Source organism: Ruegeria sp. S84 (genome assembly GCF_056583445.1).
In genome coordinates this window covers 3,463,446-3,477,666 of sequence record NZ_CM152618.1, presented here as the reverse complement: position 1 = coordinate 3,477,666, position 14,221 = coordinate 3,463,446, and the positions used below count along the sequence as shown (strand labels likewise).

General features: G+C 57.9%; 13 protein-coding genes. 3 read left to right on the top strand and 10 right to left on the bottom strand.

Annotated features, from left to right (window positions below; genetic code table 11):
* Positions 1 to 38 precede the first annotated feature (38 nt).
* The 3 genes from AC1DFB_RS17395 to AC1DFB_RS17385 all read right to left on the bottom strand — a co-directional run bounded on the left by AC1DFB_RS17395 (position 39) and on the right by AC1DFB_RS17385 (position 5,590).
* On the bottom strand, positions 39 to 2,957 hold the full coding sequence (locus AC1DFB_RS17395; RefSeq protein WP_170508888.1) for a DNA translocase FtsK: 2,919 nt from the start codon (positions 2,955 to 2,957) through the stop codon (positions 39 to 41).
* Between the two features lie 14 nt (positions 2,958 to 2,971).
* Positions 2,972 to 4,153, bottom strand: coding sequence for an aminotransferase class I/II-fold pyridoxal phosphate-dependent enzyme (locus AC1DFB_RS17390; protein ID WP_170801489.1), 1,182 nt, complete (start codon positions 4,151 to 4,153; stop codon positions 2,972 to 2,974).
* 108 nt (positions 4,154 to 4,261) lie between these two features.
* Positions 4,262 to 5,590: an amidase gene (locus AC1DFB_RS17385; protein WP_480921758.1), complete on the bottom strand. Its 1,329-nt coding sequence runs from the start codon at positions 5,588 to 5,590 to the stop codon at positions 4,262 to 4,264.
* A 52-nt stretch (positions 5,591 to 5,642) separates the two neighbouring features.
* Here AC1DFB_RS17385 and AC1DFB_RS17380 point away from each other — a divergent pair, with 52 nt between their 5' ends.
* The gene (locus AC1DFB_RS17380; RefSeq protein ID WP_480921757.1) at positions 5,643 to 6,905 is read left to right on the top strand and encodes an FAD-dependent monooxygenase; all 1,263 of its coding nucleotides are present in this window, start codon (positions 5,643 to 5,645) and stop codon (positions 6,903 to 6,905) included.
* Here the strand turns inward: AC1DFB_RS17380 and AC1DFB_RS17375 are convergent.
* The 5 genes from AC1DFB_RS17375 to AC1DFB_RS17355 form a co-directional block, all read right to left on the bottom strand.
* Positions 6,902 to 7,087 carry a Trm112 family protein gene (locus AC1DFB_RS17375; RefSeq protein ID WP_170398842.1) on the bottom strand — a complete coding sequence of 62 codons (186 nt, stop codon included), beginning with the start codon at positions 7,085 to 7,087 and terminating at the stop codon, positions 6,902 to 6,904. The genes AC1DFB_RS17380 and AC1DFB_RS17375 overlap by 4 nt on opposite strands.
* Entirely contained in the window at positions 7,084 to 7,725 is a 642-nt protein-coding gene (locus tag AC1DFB_RS17370; protein WP_170398861.1) for an LON peptidase substrate-binding domain-containing protein, read from the bottom strand. Before AC1DFB_RS17370 ends, AC1DFB_RS17375 begins: the two co-directional genes overlap by 4 nt.
* Before the next feature lie 27 nt (positions 7,726 to 7,752).
* The gene (locus AC1DFB_RS17365) at positions 7,753 to 8,670 is read right to left on the bottom strand and encodes a tetratricopeptide repeat protein (protein WP_480921756.1); all 918 of its coding nucleotides are present in this window, start codon (positions 8,668 to 8,670) and stop codon (positions 7,753 to 7,755) included.
* An 87-nt stretch (positions 8,671 to 8,757) separates the two neighbouring features.
* Complete coding sequence (locus AC1DFB_RS17360) at positions 8,758 to 9,546, bottom strand: exodeoxyribonuclease III (RefSeq protein ID WP_170425855.1); 789 nt, start codon at positions 9,544 to 9,546, stop codon at positions 8,758 to 8,760.
* A 319-nt stretch (positions 9,547 to 9,865) separates the two neighbouring features.
* Positions 9,866 to 10,552 (bottom strand): response regulator transcription factor, encoded by a 687-nt coding sequence (locus tag AC1DFB_RS17355; protein WP_170398869.1) that lies wholly within the window; start codon positions 10,550 to 10,552, stop codon positions 9,866 to 9,868.
* 161 nt (positions 10,553 to 10,713) lie between these two features.
* Here AC1DFB_RS17355 and ribA point away from each other — a divergent pair, with 161 nt between their 5' ends.
* Together ribA and AC1DFB_RS17345 are read left to right on the top strand one after the other, a co-directional pair.
* On the top strand, positions 10,714 to 11,808 hold the full coding sequence (gene ribA / locus AC1DFB_RS17350) for a GTP cyclohydrolase II (RefSeq protein WP_480567910.1): 1,095 nt from the start codon (positions 10,714 to 10,716) through the stop codon (positions 11,806 to 11,808).
* The gene (locus AC1DFB_RS17345) at positions 11,805 to 12,305 is read left to right on the top strand and encodes a L,D-transpeptidase family protein (protein ID WP_480921755.1); all 501 of its coding nucleotides are present in this window, start codon (positions 11,805 to 11,807) and stop codon (positions 12,303 to 12,305) included. Before ribA ends, AC1DFB_RS17345 begins: the two co-directional genes overlap by 4 nt.
* Here AC1DFB_RS17345 and AC1DFB_RS17340 read toward each other — a convergent pair.
* Together AC1DFB_RS17340 and AC1DFB_RS17335 are read right to left on the bottom strand one after the other, a co-directional pair.
* Entirely contained in the window at positions 12,289 to 12,948 is a 660-nt protein-coding gene (locus AC1DFB_RS17340) for a YggS family pyridoxal phosphate-dependent enzyme (protein WP_480921754.1), read from the bottom strand. The genes AC1DFB_RS17345 and AC1DFB_RS17340 overlap by 17 nt on opposite strands.
* Before the next feature lie 101 nt (positions 12,949 to 13,049).
* Entirely contained in the window at positions 13,050 to 14,057 is a 1,008-nt protein-coding gene (locus tag AC1DFB_RS17335) for a porin (RefSeq protein WP_170398881.1), read from the bottom strand.
* Between the last annotated feature and the right edge of the window lie 164 nt (positions 14,058 to 14,221).

Here is a 14,221-nt window from a genome sequence, read left to right as displayed (position 1 = left end):
GGACCCAGATAGGCGTTCTACCCTTGTTATTAAATATCTTACTGCTCGGGGACGAGGATTTCGCGTTTTCCAACGTGATTTGCTCCGGAAACAACGCCTTCGTCCTCCATCTGCTCAACAAGCCGCGCAGCTTTGTTGTAGCCAATGGCAAGTTTTCGCTGAATGTAGGACGTCGAGCATTTGCGATCTTTGATCACAATCGCCACTGCCTGATCATAAAGGGCGTCTTCTCCGTTCGTGTTGCCACCCGTGTTCAGGCCCAGAACAGCGTCGATATTGTCAGCCTTTTCCTCGGCCGGGCCATCGACCACGCCGCTCATGTAGGCCGGCGGACCGAACTGTTTCAGGTGGTTGACGATTTCTTCGACCTCTTCATCCGAGACAAACGGACCGTGGCAACGTGTGATCTTCGCCCCGCCCGCCATATACAGCATGTCGCCCTGCCCAAGCAGTTGCTCGGCACCCATCTCGCCCAAAATGGTGCGGCTGTCGACTTTCGAGGTCACCTGGAACGAAATCCGCGTTGGGAAGTTCGCCTTGATCGTCCCGGTGATCACGTCAACAGAGGGGCGCTGAGTGGCCATGATCAGGTGAATGCCCGAGGCCCGCGCCATCTGCGCCAGACGTTGAATGCAGGCCTCGATCTCCTTGCCCGCGACCATCATCAGGTCGGCCATTTCGTCGACGATCACAACGATATAAGGCATTGCTTCGGGCGCGAATTCTTCGGTCTCGAACATTGGCTCGCCAGTTTCATCGTCAAAGCCGGTCTGGACCGTGCGGCTGAACATCTCGCCCTTGGACAGCGCATCCTTCACGCGGCCATTGTAGCCCGCGATATTGCGCACGCCCATTTTGGACATTTTGCGATAGCGATCCTCCATCTCGCCCACGACCCATTTCAGGGCCACAACCGCCTTTTTCGGGTCGGTCACAACAGGCGAGAGCAGGTGCGGGATACCGTCATAGACCGACAGTTCCAGCATCTTGGGGTCGATCATGATCAGGCGGCACTCATCCGGCGTTAGCTTATAAAGCAGCGACAGGATCATCGTATTGATTGCCACCGACTTACCGGAACCGGTCGTACCAGCGATCAAGAGGTGAGGCATTTTTGCCAAGTTCGCCACTACGGACTCACCGCCGATATCCTTGCCTAACGCCAAGGGCAGCGCATGGTTACCATCGCCGAAATCGCGACTGGCGAGGATTTCGCGCAGCACCACCATCTCACGGTTTTCATTGGGCAGTTCAATGCCAATAACCGAGCGCCCCGGTAGAGTTGAAACCCGCGCGGACAAAGCCGACATTGAGCGCGCGATGTCGTCGGCCAAACCGATCACACGGCTGGCTTTTAAACCCGGTGCAGGCTCCAATTCGTACATGGTCACAACCGGACCGGGGCGGACGCTGACGATCTCACCCTTGACGCCGTAGTCATCCAGCACGTTTTCCAGCATCCGCGCATTTTCCTCGAGCGCCTCATCGCTTAGGTGATGGCGTTGGATGCTTGCAGGGTTGGACAGAAGGCCCAGCGGTGGCAGTTCGAAATCGGAATGCCGTTCCTCGAAAGAAAGTGTCGGCTGTGCTTCGGCTTGCGCCCTGCGCGAAGGCGGAGGAGTGCGTCGGACCGGTTGAGCTACTACAGGTTTACGCGGCTCAGCGACAGGAATCTTGACAGCCTGTCGCGGTTGGAGCGCGGGTTCGGAGGCATCATCAAACACGGCCTCATCATCATAGTCCGGTTCGGAAACATAGTCCTGCTGCATCCAATTATCAGCCTCGGAGTCAGCCGCCAGCGTCTCAACATCAGATCCTGCTGTCAGCGGTGGTTCGGGTGGCAAACCTGCAGAGGTCATCGGGGGTTCGGGCGGCAACTCGTCTGCCGCGCCAGAGTTTAAAATCAACGGGTCCGGACCCCTGCCCCGCCCTTTGGTCAATGGCAAGTTGGGATCGGGTTCGGGCGTTAGCACACCAGCGGCCACTTTACGATTGCGTACAGCGGCGGAAATCTTGGACCGGATGCGATCCTCACCCGGCATGTCGTAATACCCTTCGACCGCAACGTTTTCGACCAACTCAGGCTCGGGCATTGGGTCAGGACGACGGATCAGGGAAGGCATCCGAGCCAGAAGGCCTGTCTTGGCGACAGGTTCCTGCGCTTCAATCTCAGGGTCTTCAAAGACCGGATCAGCGTAGGCCAGGTCGTCGTCAAAATCCGCCTGAACCGGAACTGCACGTTCGGCCTTGCGCTCGGCCCATTGGGCCTTCCGGTCCCGTGCTGCCCGCGCTGTCGCCGATGCCCCGCGTCCCAGCGCGTTCATCAACAGATCATAGGCCATGACCAGTCCCAACAGAAACGCCCGGAAGCCATTGCGAACGTCCGCTTTGCCGAAACCCAACACAAATACACCCAGAGCCAGCATACCGACCGCCATCGCCAGCGACATCAGCTTGACCAGGAAATGCGATGAGATCGGCAACAACGTCAAAATCGCGCCCATCACTGTATCGCCGAATAGACCGCCCAAGCCATAGCTGTGCGTCGCCCGCCATTCGGCACCCGGTACCAGAGTCGCTGCATAGACAGCCAGAACGGCGATCCAGATCGGCGCAAAAATCAGGCGGGCAATGGCACGGTCTTCACCTAAATGACCTGCAAATCGAACGCCCCAAGTGATCAGCACCAAGGCGACACCCAAGCTGCCCCAACCCACGATCATAAACAACGGCGCGGCAATCGAGGCCCCAATGCGCCCCATCCAGTTTTGCACGGGCGCATCGGTCGAAACCATCCAGTTTGGATCATCGGGCGTATAGGACCAGATCATCGCTGCAGCGGCCAACCCCAACAGGATCAAAGCGATCCCGATCAGTTCTTTGCTACGCCGTTCAATGGCGGCTTGCGTGTTGCTGTCCAGCAGCGGGTCACGGTTTCGCGCGTTATATGATGCCATTTTGCCCTCGTACCTCACGAATAGATGCAGTCGCGGAGTGTAATCAGCCCGCGCTTCATCTCTGTTTTTGGGGCCACCATCGCGACCCGGATAAATTGCTCGCCCGGGTTTTGCCCCGGATCACCTTGAGAAAGATATGCGCCCGGCAGAACCCGAACACCGGTTTCCTGCCAAAGCTTCAATGCGGTTTCTTCACCGTTTTCGACCGGCAGCCACAGGAAGAACCCGGCCTCGGGCGGCATGTAGCCTTGTACGCCTGCGAAAACCTCATCCGCGACGGCGTATTTCTCCTGATACAGCGCGCGGTTTTCCTGCACATGCGCTTCATCCGCCCAAACCTTGGCGGCGGCGGCCTGCAGCGGGGCGGGCAAAGGCGCACCCGCATAGCTGCGCAACAGTTTGACACGGCTGATTGTTTCAGGTCCACCTGCGATCAGCCCCGACCGCAGCCCGGCCAAGTTCGACCGCTTGGACAGAGAGTTGAACAGCGTGACACGTTCGGGGTCAGCACCCAGTTCCTGCGCAACGGTCAGCGCGCCAACCGGCGCGGCGTCGCGGTAGATTTCGGAATAGCATTCATCGGCAAAGATGCGGAAATCGTACTTTTCAGCCAATTGAATCAGCTCGACCCAGTAATCGCGCGAGGCGACCGCCCCCTGAGGGTTCGCGGGCGAGCAGATATAGGCTACAGCAGTACGGTTCAGAACCTCTTCGGGCAGGCCTGCATAGTCTGGCAAATGGCCAGTGGCAGCGGTTGCCGGCACGAAATATGGCTGCGCACCGACCGAAATCGAGGCAACCATGTAGACCTGATAGAAGGGGTTCGGGCACAGAATGATCGGTTGCTGCCCATTTTTCTGCTCGGGGCAGAGCGCCATTGCAGCGTTATAAAGACCCTCGCGCGTACCGTTCAGTGCCATCACACTGGCATCTGCATCCATCGACACACCATAGCGGCGGTTGATCCAACCCGTGATCGCTGCGCGCAATTCAGGTGAGCCTTCGTTCGGGGGATAGCCCTGAAACCCGGCGGCGTTTTCCATGATCACGTCAGTCACCCAAGATGGGAAATCATGCTTGGGCTCGCCAATGGTCATGTGAACGACTTCACCACCCGGCTGATGATGATCCAACAGGGCGCGCAGACGCGGAAATGCGTATTCCGGTAGGTTCGAAAACCGCTCGGGGAAATTCATGATACTGCCTCAATTTCGGGGTCATTTTGCGCCCCGTTTTATGGCAGATTACAGATCGACCCGGGCTTCGTCCAGACAAAGAGGTGCCGAATCAGGGGATTGTGGCATTCAGGTCAAAGCGCTTTCGGCTGCTGACCCGAGCCGTAACAAGGCCTCTTCCGACCCCGGATAGCCCAACATCATCAGCCCGCAACTGGGTGTTCCCGTGGGCAAAGTCAGTGCCGCAAGCCCCATCAGATTGCCGATCCGGGTGTTGCGGAGAGCCAAGAGGTTTTCGGTAACATAGTAGTCATGATCATTCATCAACCGGTCGAGATTGGGCGGTAGGATCGGGGCCGTCGGCGCAAGCACGGCGTCAAAGCCCGCAGTGGCCGCATCCCAAGCCTGTCGACAAGCGGTTAGTTTCGACCAAGCAGCCACGTAATCGGGGCCGGAATAGGCCTTGCCCATTCGGAACCGTTCAAGGATTTCGGGATACATCGCCTCGGGGTTCGCTTCGATCACATCTCGCCACAAGCCGTAGGCTTCGGTTGTATAGAGCACACCCGACAGGCTCATCGCTTCGTTCAGCTCAGGCACGTCAAGCGGAACGATCTCGGCCCCGGCCTCTTTCAGGCGCGCCAGCGCCTCATCATAGGCGTTGGCTGGAGCTTCGCGCAGATCGTCCTTGGCGACGTTCTGTAAATCAGCAAAGCGGCGACCGCTCAATGACGCCCCGCGCAGATCAGCCGGGGCGGTGCCCTCAAGCGCGGCAAGCATATGTGCGGCGTCCTCAACTGATCGCGCCAGCGGCCCAACGGTATCGAATTTCAGACACAGCGGCACGACGCCCTCAAGGCTAACGCGCCCCGCCGTGGTTTTCAGCCCCACCAGATCGTTCCAGGCCGAGGGAATCCGCACCGATCCACCCGTGTCCGAGCCAACGCCGCCTGCAGCAAGCCCCCAAGCCACCGAAGCTCCTGCACCTGAAGATGAGCCGCCCGGCACTGCGTCTTCGTCATTCACGCATGGAGGCGTAGCCGTCACAGGGTTTAGACCCAAACCCGAGAACGCCAATTCGCTCATATGCGTTTTACCCAGACAGACCGTACCCATCGCGGTCGCGTTCCGCACCACCTGCGCATCGGATTCGGGCACGCGGCCTTCCAACAGGGCCGAACCGGCCTCGGTCCCTACGCCTGCCGTGTCAAACAGGTCTTTCCAGCTGATCGGGACGCCATCCAACAAAGACCGACGCAGGCCAAGCTTTGCCCGCTCTTGCGCCGCAAGGGCCTCGGCGCGGGCGCGATCGTGGGTCACCCAGGCATAGATCCGATCGCGATGTGGATGGGCGTCAATCGCGCTTAGATAAGTTTCTGTCAGTTCAACCGGATCGATCTGCCCCATTCCGATACCACGGCCCAAATCACATGCCGTCATGGTCAGCCAGTCTTGCATCCGGTCCCCTCCCGAGTAATTCCGTGATCGGACGGTAGCGACAGGACCGCACATGGACAATCCCGAAAGGGCGCGCATATTGCAGCACATGGAACACAGATCCGATATCCTGATCGTTGGTGGTGGCCTGAACGGCCCTGCCCTTGCGCTGGCGCTGGCCCAGACCGGGCATTCAGTCACGGTTGTTGACGCTCTGGCAGAGAAAGTGCGCAAGAATGCGGCCTTCGACGGGCGCGCCTATGCGCTTGCATTGGCGTCGCAACGTCTGCTCGACGCGATAGGCGTTTGGAAAAAGGTGGAAAAGCACGCCCAGCCTATGCTGGAGATCAAGGTAACGGATGGTCATGCCGGTGCCGGACCTTCCCCGTTCTTTATGCATTTCGACCATGCCGAGATCGAAGAAGGCCCGATGGGCTATATGGTCGAAGATCGCCACCTGCGGCGGGCTTTTCTGGAGGCCATGACCGAACAAGACGGGATTACCGAAATCAGCGGCAAAACGGTCGTGTCTCAGGACATCTCGGCAAACGGGGCAACACTTACACTGGATGACGGGTCCACCTTGTCCGGCAGCCTTCTGGTGGGTTGCGATGGCCGCCGCAGCGGGACCGCTATGCGCGCCGGAATCAAGCGAACCGGCTGGGACTATGGCCAGACCGCTCTGGTCTGCGCCATTGAACACGAGCTACCGCATCACGGTATCGCCCATCAGTTCTTCATGCCCCCCGGCCCGTTGGCGATTCTGCCGCTGACAGGGAACCGCAGTTCCATCGTCTGGAGCGAACGCACTGAGACGTCCGCGCAGATCAATGCGCTGCCCGAGGCAGATTACCTACAAGTTCTGCGCCCGCGCTTTGGCGATTTCCTGGGGGATATCCGCCTGCAGGGTGACCGGTTCACATACCCGTTGAACCTGACCATCGCCAATTCCTTCATCTCGGACCGGTTGGCTTTGGTCGGAGACGCCGCCCATGGCATGCACCCCATCGCCGGGCAAGGCCTGAACGCAGGCCTGCGTGATGTCGGTGCATTGGCCGAGGTTCTGACCCTTGCGGGACGACGTGGCGAGGATATCGGATCAACGCTTGTGCTGGAGCGCTATCAAGAGTGGCGCCGGTTCGACACAGCCTCGCTTGCGATGGCGACTGATGTGTTCAACAAGCTGTTTTCGAACGATAATCCCCTGCTCCGCATAGGTCGGGATATTGGAATGGGTATCGTCGGATCGCTGCCCGGGCTGCGCCGAGGTTTCGTGCGCGAGGCTGCAGGTCTGACCGGAGATCTGCCGAAACTGCTGCAGGGACACCCGATCTAGTCCAGCTCTCGGGCCTCATCCACTAGCATCACTGGAATACCGTTGCGGATTGGAAAGGCCAGAGCGGCGGCTTTTGACACCAGCTCTTGCCGTTCGGCATCATAGTGCAGCGTCGTGTGGGTCTGCGGACAAATCAACGCCTCAAGCATATGGCGGTCAAAGGCGTGTTCGGTATCGCTCATTGCAGTTTTTCCTCATTCGATCCGCCGCGCATGGCGAATTCAATCAATGTCACCAATGTCTCGCGCCGGGTGCGCAGGCAGGGGGCCTCAAGCAGGGCTTGCTTTTCCTCGGGGTCAAACTCTAGCATCATTGACAGGGAATTGACCAAAAGCTCGTCATCGGCATCTTTCATCGTGTCCCAATCGGTGGACAACTGACGGGACGAAAAAAACCGTTCCAACAGCCGCAGGAACCTGTTCCGATCAAAACCGTCATCCACCTCGGCCTTGCCGAGATCTCGGTCAAACCCGTCCCAGGACACCGAAACCCGGCGATACGGGGTGAAACTGTCCAACTCTGATTTGACCCTGAACCGAGAGATTCCCGTCAGCGTAATCAGATACCTGCCATCTTCGGTCTCGGAAAACTGGGTGACCCGTCCAGCGCAGCCGATCTGGTGCAGCTTGGTTTCGTCGCCCTGACAGGTATTCGGTTGCACCATCCCGATCAGGCGTTCTTGCGTTTTCAGCGCGTCGTCCAGCATCTGTAGGTAGCGCGGCTCAAAAATATGCAGCGGCAGGCGAGACCGTGGCAGCAGCAGCGCTCCGGGCAAAGGGAAAACGGATACCGTTTCCGGCAAATCGGCAGGATGCATCATGTACCCGAGTTTAGTTCTGATCGGGGATTAGGCAAATATCATCGAGCTGAGCTTGCGCCGCCCGTTCAGAACAATCGGGTCATTGGGCTTGAGCGCATCGAAAATTGTGAAGAGCTGCGCCTTTGCTGCCCCATCATTCCACTCGCGATCGCGGCGGAACAATTCCAACAGTTGAGCCACTGCCTCTTCGACATCGCCATTGGCATGCAGGGCCTGCGCCAGATCGAAACGGGCTTGATGGTTGTCTGGCTCGGCCTCAACTGTTGCAGTCAACTCACCTACCGGACCAGCATCTGCAGCCTGCTTGGCCAATTCCAGTTGCGCATGGGCCGCTTCAACCTCGGGTGAAGTGGAAATCTCGGCAGGAGCGCCATTGAGGATCGCCTCAGCCTGATCCAGATCCCCCGATGCGATATGCGCGCGCACCAACCCGCCATAAGCGGCAGCGTGATTGGGGTCTTCACCCAGTATGGCGGCAAAAGTCTGTGCCGCGTCTACAGCGGCCCCCTCGGTCAACATTTCTTCGGCAGCTTGCACAGCATCATCTAGTTGACCACCCGGGCTTTCACCGCCCGCGGCTTCGATCACACGATCTATGAAGGCCTTGATCTCGGACCCTGGCAAAGCGCCCTGAAACCCGTCGATCGGTTGGCCTTTGTGAAATGCATAGACCATCGGAATCGACTGGATGCGCAGTTGCCCTGCAATCATCTGCGCTTCGTCCACGTTGATCTTGACCATCTTGACCGCACCTTTGGCAGCGGTCACGGCCTCTTCCAACGCCGGGCCCAGCGTTTTGCAGGGACCACACCAAGGCGCCCAGAAGTCAACGATGATCGGCGATTCTTGTGAAGCTTCGACCACATCGGCCATGAAGGTGGCCTCGGTCCCGTCTTTAATCAGATCAGTGGCTTGGGGGCTGCCTGCGCCGTTCAGAAGGTCCATGGCTTATACTCTCTGGTTCGAACTTGCGCCCTATATGCAGTCCAATGCGGCAGAAACCAAGGGGAGAGTTCGGCGAATTTGCTTCGGTCAGACGTCAAACGTAGCAAATACCGGGGCGTGATCACTGGGTTTTTCCCATCCGCGCGCGTCGCGCAGAATGCGGCTGGAATGACCCGCGTTCGAGATATCGGGCGTAGCCCACACATGATCCAGCCTGCGTCCCTTGTCGGCGGCATCCCAATCTCGTGCCCGATAAGACCACCAGCTGTATAGCTGGCCCTCGGGAATATCCTGCCGGGTGATATCGACCCAGCCACCTGCATCCTGAGTCTCGGCTAGCGTTTCAACCTCGATCGGCGTATGTGAAACCACCTTCAGCAACTGCTTGTGCGACCAGACATCATCTTCGCGGGGCGCAATATTCAGATCGCCCACCAGAATGGACTTTTTCGGCTTTTCCGCATGGAACCAATCGCGCATGTCAGCGAGGTAATCCAGCTTTTGGCCAAACTTCTCGTTCACTTCGCGATCCGGCACGTCGCCCCCAGCGGGGACATAGAAATTATGAATGGTCACGCCATTCTCCAACCGCCCCGCAATGTGTCGCGCATGACCCAAACCCGCGAAATCCTTATCCCCTACTTCCTCAAGCGGAAGGCGCGACAGGATGGCGACGCCGTTATACCCCTTCTGGCCCCGCGCAATCATATGCGTATAGCCCAGCTCGGCGAACCCTTCGGTTGGGATTTTGTCGACCGGCGATTTGCATTCCTGTAGACACAGCACATCCGGTGCCTCTTCCTGCAGCAATTTCAGAACGATAGGCTCGCGCAGGCGGACCGAATTGATGTTCCATGTGGCAAGGGTGAAGGGCATATCCGGGGGTTCCTTTGTCGAAGTTGCCGCAGGTTAGCGCGGCGCCAAGCGAGGTGCCATCGAAAAACAAAGCAATGTTGCCTGACCCGGCGGTGACGGAAACTTGCAAAGTTTCCGGTCCGATTTCATTGAATGAAATCGGATGCCCGGTGCCGATATCGCCCTGCACGATACAGTTGCACCCTACAAAAAAAAGCCGGGCCATCAGGCCCGGCAGTCCAACAGGGAGGTGCATATCATAACCCGGACATGCGCGGGTTGGGAGTAATCTAAAGATACCTACAGAGTATCACTTTGATCCAAGTCAATCCACCATTAGTCAAGCAACAAGGCGATATCCGCCCGATTCTGTGACCAAAAGGCGCGCATTCGACGGGTCGGGTTCAATCTTCTGACGCAGACGATAGATATGGGTTTCAAGCGTGTGCGTTGTAACGCCTGCGTTGTAACCCCAGACCTCATGCAAAAGAACATCACGTGCAACGACGCCGTCAGTTGATCGATAGAGGAACTTGAGAATGTTAGTCTCTTTCTCGGTCAGGCGGATCTTGCGATCATCTTCGGTCATCAGCATCTTCATGGCCGGTTTGAAGGTGTAGGGCCCCAGAACAAAGACCGCATCCTCGGATTGTTCATGCTGGCGCAGTTGGGCCCGAATCCGGGCCAGAAGAACCGGAAATTTGAAAGGCTTGCTGACATAATCATTAGCGCCAGCATCAAGGCCCAGGATCGTGTCAGCATCGCTGTCGTGCCCAGTCAGCATCAGCACCGGGCTTTTGACGCCCTGCTTGCGCATCAGGCGACACAGCTCACGGCCATCGGTATCCGGCAGGCCGACATCCAGAATCACCAGATCGTATATTGCTTCGCGCGCGCGTTCCATTGCCGACGCGCCATCGGACGCCTCGAACACGTCAAAGTCTTCGGTCATGACAAGTTGCTCGCTGAGCGCTTCGCGCAGGTCTTCGTCGTCATCCACCAGCAGGATTTTCTTGAGCTGAGCCATGTACGGTCCTCCTAAGCCTTTTCCATCACTTGCGTATGAAGAATGCAATCAGCAAGATTTACTGCAGTCGTCTCACGCCCTCGTGTCTGACGCCGAGGAAATGTTTCACATTTTCCAGTGATCGGGGTAGGACAGGGTCTGATCGTTTCAAGGTAAACTGCATGAGTCTCACTCCCGACATCACCGAATTGCTGGCACGGGCGCGGGCTGACCTGCGTATGGGTGTTCCCGTTGTTCTGACCGACGAACTGGGATTTGGAGTACTCGCATTCGCCACCGAGACCCTGAGCCCGCAAAGGTTGGCCGATTTGCGCGGCTTGGGCGGGGATCCCGTTGTCGCCATAACGGTTCGGCGCGCCGAAACACTGAAAGCGCGAGCCTATGACGGCGATCTTGCTCGCGTCATGATCCCGGCGGATGCTGGGCTGAGTTGGGTGCAGGCGGTGGCCGACCCGTCCGACGATCTGAACGCCCCGATGAAGGGCCCGCTGATGACCGAACGACAAGGCAGCGCAAATCTGCACCGGATCGCTATTGCGCTGGCCAAGTCGGCGCACTTGCTTCCGGCCGCCGTCGTCGCCCCAATTCAAGATGGGCGCGAATTTGCGGCAGATCATGGTCTGACCTGCATTGACCATGCCCGGGCCGCGCCACATCTGACAGATCGCAGCGCTCTGCACCCTGTCGTCGCCGCACGCCTGCCGATGGAAGTGTCGGAGGCCGGGCGCCTACATGTATTCCGCCCCGAAGATGGTGGAGAAGAACACTATGCGGTTGAAATCGGTCGCCCTGACCGCGACAAGCCCGTCCTCGCGCGGCTGCATTCGGCCTGTTTCACGGGCGATCTCATGGGCAGCCTGAAATGTGACTGTGGCCCGCAACTGCGCGGGGCCTTGGCCCAGATGGGGGACGAGGGTGCGGGCGTCCTGCTCTATCTGAATCAAGAAGGGCGTGGGATCGGGCTTGCCAACAAGATGCGCGCCTATTTTCTTCAGGATCAGGGATTTGACACTGTCGAGGCTAACCACCGGCTTGGATTCGAAGACGATGAACGGGATTTCAGGCTCGGCTCGGATATCCTGAAATCGTTGGGCTTCAATTCGGTCCGTCTGCTGACCAACAACCCTGCAAAAATCGCAATGATGGAACGCACAGGTATCGCCGTCACTGAACGGGTTCCGTTGAAAGTAGGTGAAACAGATTTCAACCGTTCGTATCTGGCGACCAAAGCAGCAAAGTCAGGCCACCTGCTGTGACACCAAGCGATCTGGTTTTGACACCGCGTGGCGTTCGGTTTCTCGGGCACCTGTTCCCCTGCGCTATAGGCAAAGGGGGCTTGAGCCCAACCAAGCAGGAAGGTGACGGAACAACACCTACAGGTGCGCATCACATTGTGGGTATGCTCTATCGCGCAGACCGAATGCCACGGCCGGCGCATTGGGCACGACCGATCGGACCCCGCGATTTATGGTCTGATGACATAGAGGACGATGCGTATAACCATTTGGTGCGCGCGCCTCATGATTTCAGTCACGAAAAACTGCGTCGCCCAGATCCGCTTTATGACCTGATCTTGATAACCGATTGGAACTATCCCAATTCAGAACCCAGCCGGGGATCGGCCATCTTCCTGCATCAATGGCGACGCCCACGGTTTCCGACCGAAGGCTGCATCGCATTCAGGCGCGACCACCTACGTTGGATTGCCCAAAAAATCACGCCGGGCACACGGCTGATCATCCCTGAGGCTTAACCCGCGCCCCGAAAATGGCAGACCCAACACGGACGTGTGTGGCACCCAAGGCGATTGCCGATTCAAAATCACTGCTCATTCCCATCGACAAACCCTCCAGCCCATTCCGCTCTGCGATTTTTGCCAATAACGCGAAGTGCAACGCGGGTTCTTCTTCAACCGGTGGAATGCACATCAAACCTCGGACGGGCAGGTCCAGGCTGCGGCACTCAGCAATGAACGCATCAGCATCTTGTGGAAGACTACCGGCTTTCTGATCCTCTTCGCCTGTGTTGATCTGTATAAAAAGATCAGGGCACTTACCCATCTCTTGCGCCAATCGCGCCAATGTTTTGGCGAGCTTTGGTCGATCAACTGAATGGATGGCATTGCAAAGCTCAATCGCCTGCCGTGCCTTGTTTGTTTGCAATGGACCGATCAGATGCAGATCGATGTCCGGAAAACTCTCGCGAAATGCAGGCCATTTGCCAGCGGCTTCCTGCACACGGTTTTCTCCGAAACACCGGTGGCCCTGCTTCAATACGGCTTCGACCCGGTCGTTAGGTTGCACCTTGGAAACCGCGATTAATTGCACCGAGCCTTCGGCGCGTCCTGCCGCAGATTCAGCTTTGGCTATTCGATCGGTGATTTCTTGCAGCGACATGGGTCCCTCATTCTGCGTTTGCAGCAGCAAAACACCATGTGGCGGCAAAAGAAAAGGGCAGGTCCGAAGACCTGCCCTTGAACCTTGTGGTTCAGATCAACTTAGAAGTTGAACTGAGCACCAAAGTCGGCACGCAGCTGGCTGTCGCCGTCGCCACGCTTCTGGTTGCCGATACCACCGCGCAGCGATGCACCGCCACCCAGGTCGTAGATGGCACCGATGCCGTACTGCTGCAGATCGTCGTCTGCCGAACCGTCACCGTAAGCGAAGGTCAGAGTGGTTGCCGCGCCCAGGTTGTAGGCTGCCGACAGACCGTATGCGGTGCCGTTGCGGTCATCGTTTGCAACGTCATCGTCTGCGACGAACAGAGTACCGGAGAAGTCACCGAATTCTGCACCCAGGGTCAGAACGGTCAGGCTCTGCTTGTCGGCGTCGCCCAGACCGCTGGTCTGACCGTAGGCCAGAGCGGCAGTTACGTTACCGAAGGTGTAGGTCGCGCTGATGTCCCAGCGGTCTGCATCATCAGTGTCTGCACCCGCAACAGCTTCGTCAGCAAATGTGCGCTGGTCATACGACGCGCCGAAGGCGAAGTCGCCGACTGCGTACTGGAAGAACACAGCGTTTGCGCCCGAACCGGTCGACGAGTACGCCAGGAAGTCATAGTCGACGCCCGAGTACTGACCAATGAAGCTTTCCAGGCCAGGCTCGTTACCGTAGTAGTTTGCCAAGTTGTCGAACGAACCGGCTACGTTACCGGCGTCAACACGCAGACCACCGAAGATGACCGAGAAGCGTGCGCCGTTCAGGCCAGCGGAGTTTGCTTCGCCGTTGCCGGCATCTTCGTCTGCCTGCAGACGAACACGGCCTTCAAAGCGAACGCCACCGTCAGTTTCAACGATTCCGTCGATGTTCAGACGGAAGCGCGAGACCAGGATGGTTTCGTCGGTTTCTACGCCGGTCGCTTCACCACCACCAATTGCGTCAACGGTACCTGTACGGTCTTCCAGGTATCCCAGACCAAAGCGGCCGTAACCGCTGAACTTTACTTCGGCCGCTGCAACACTTGCGGTTGCAATCAGTGCGGTCGTTGCGAAGAGAACTTTTTTCATCTTGTTTCCCTCGGTTTCAAAGATTTTCTACTCGACACATGCAAAGCACGCGTCTCAGCACGGACACCGTTTCGCTTTTTTTGCCCCCGTTGCGCAAGCTTGGCATAAACGCAAAGACGTCATTCGGCCCAAATTGGTGCAAGGATGCCACAGTCGAATTCAAC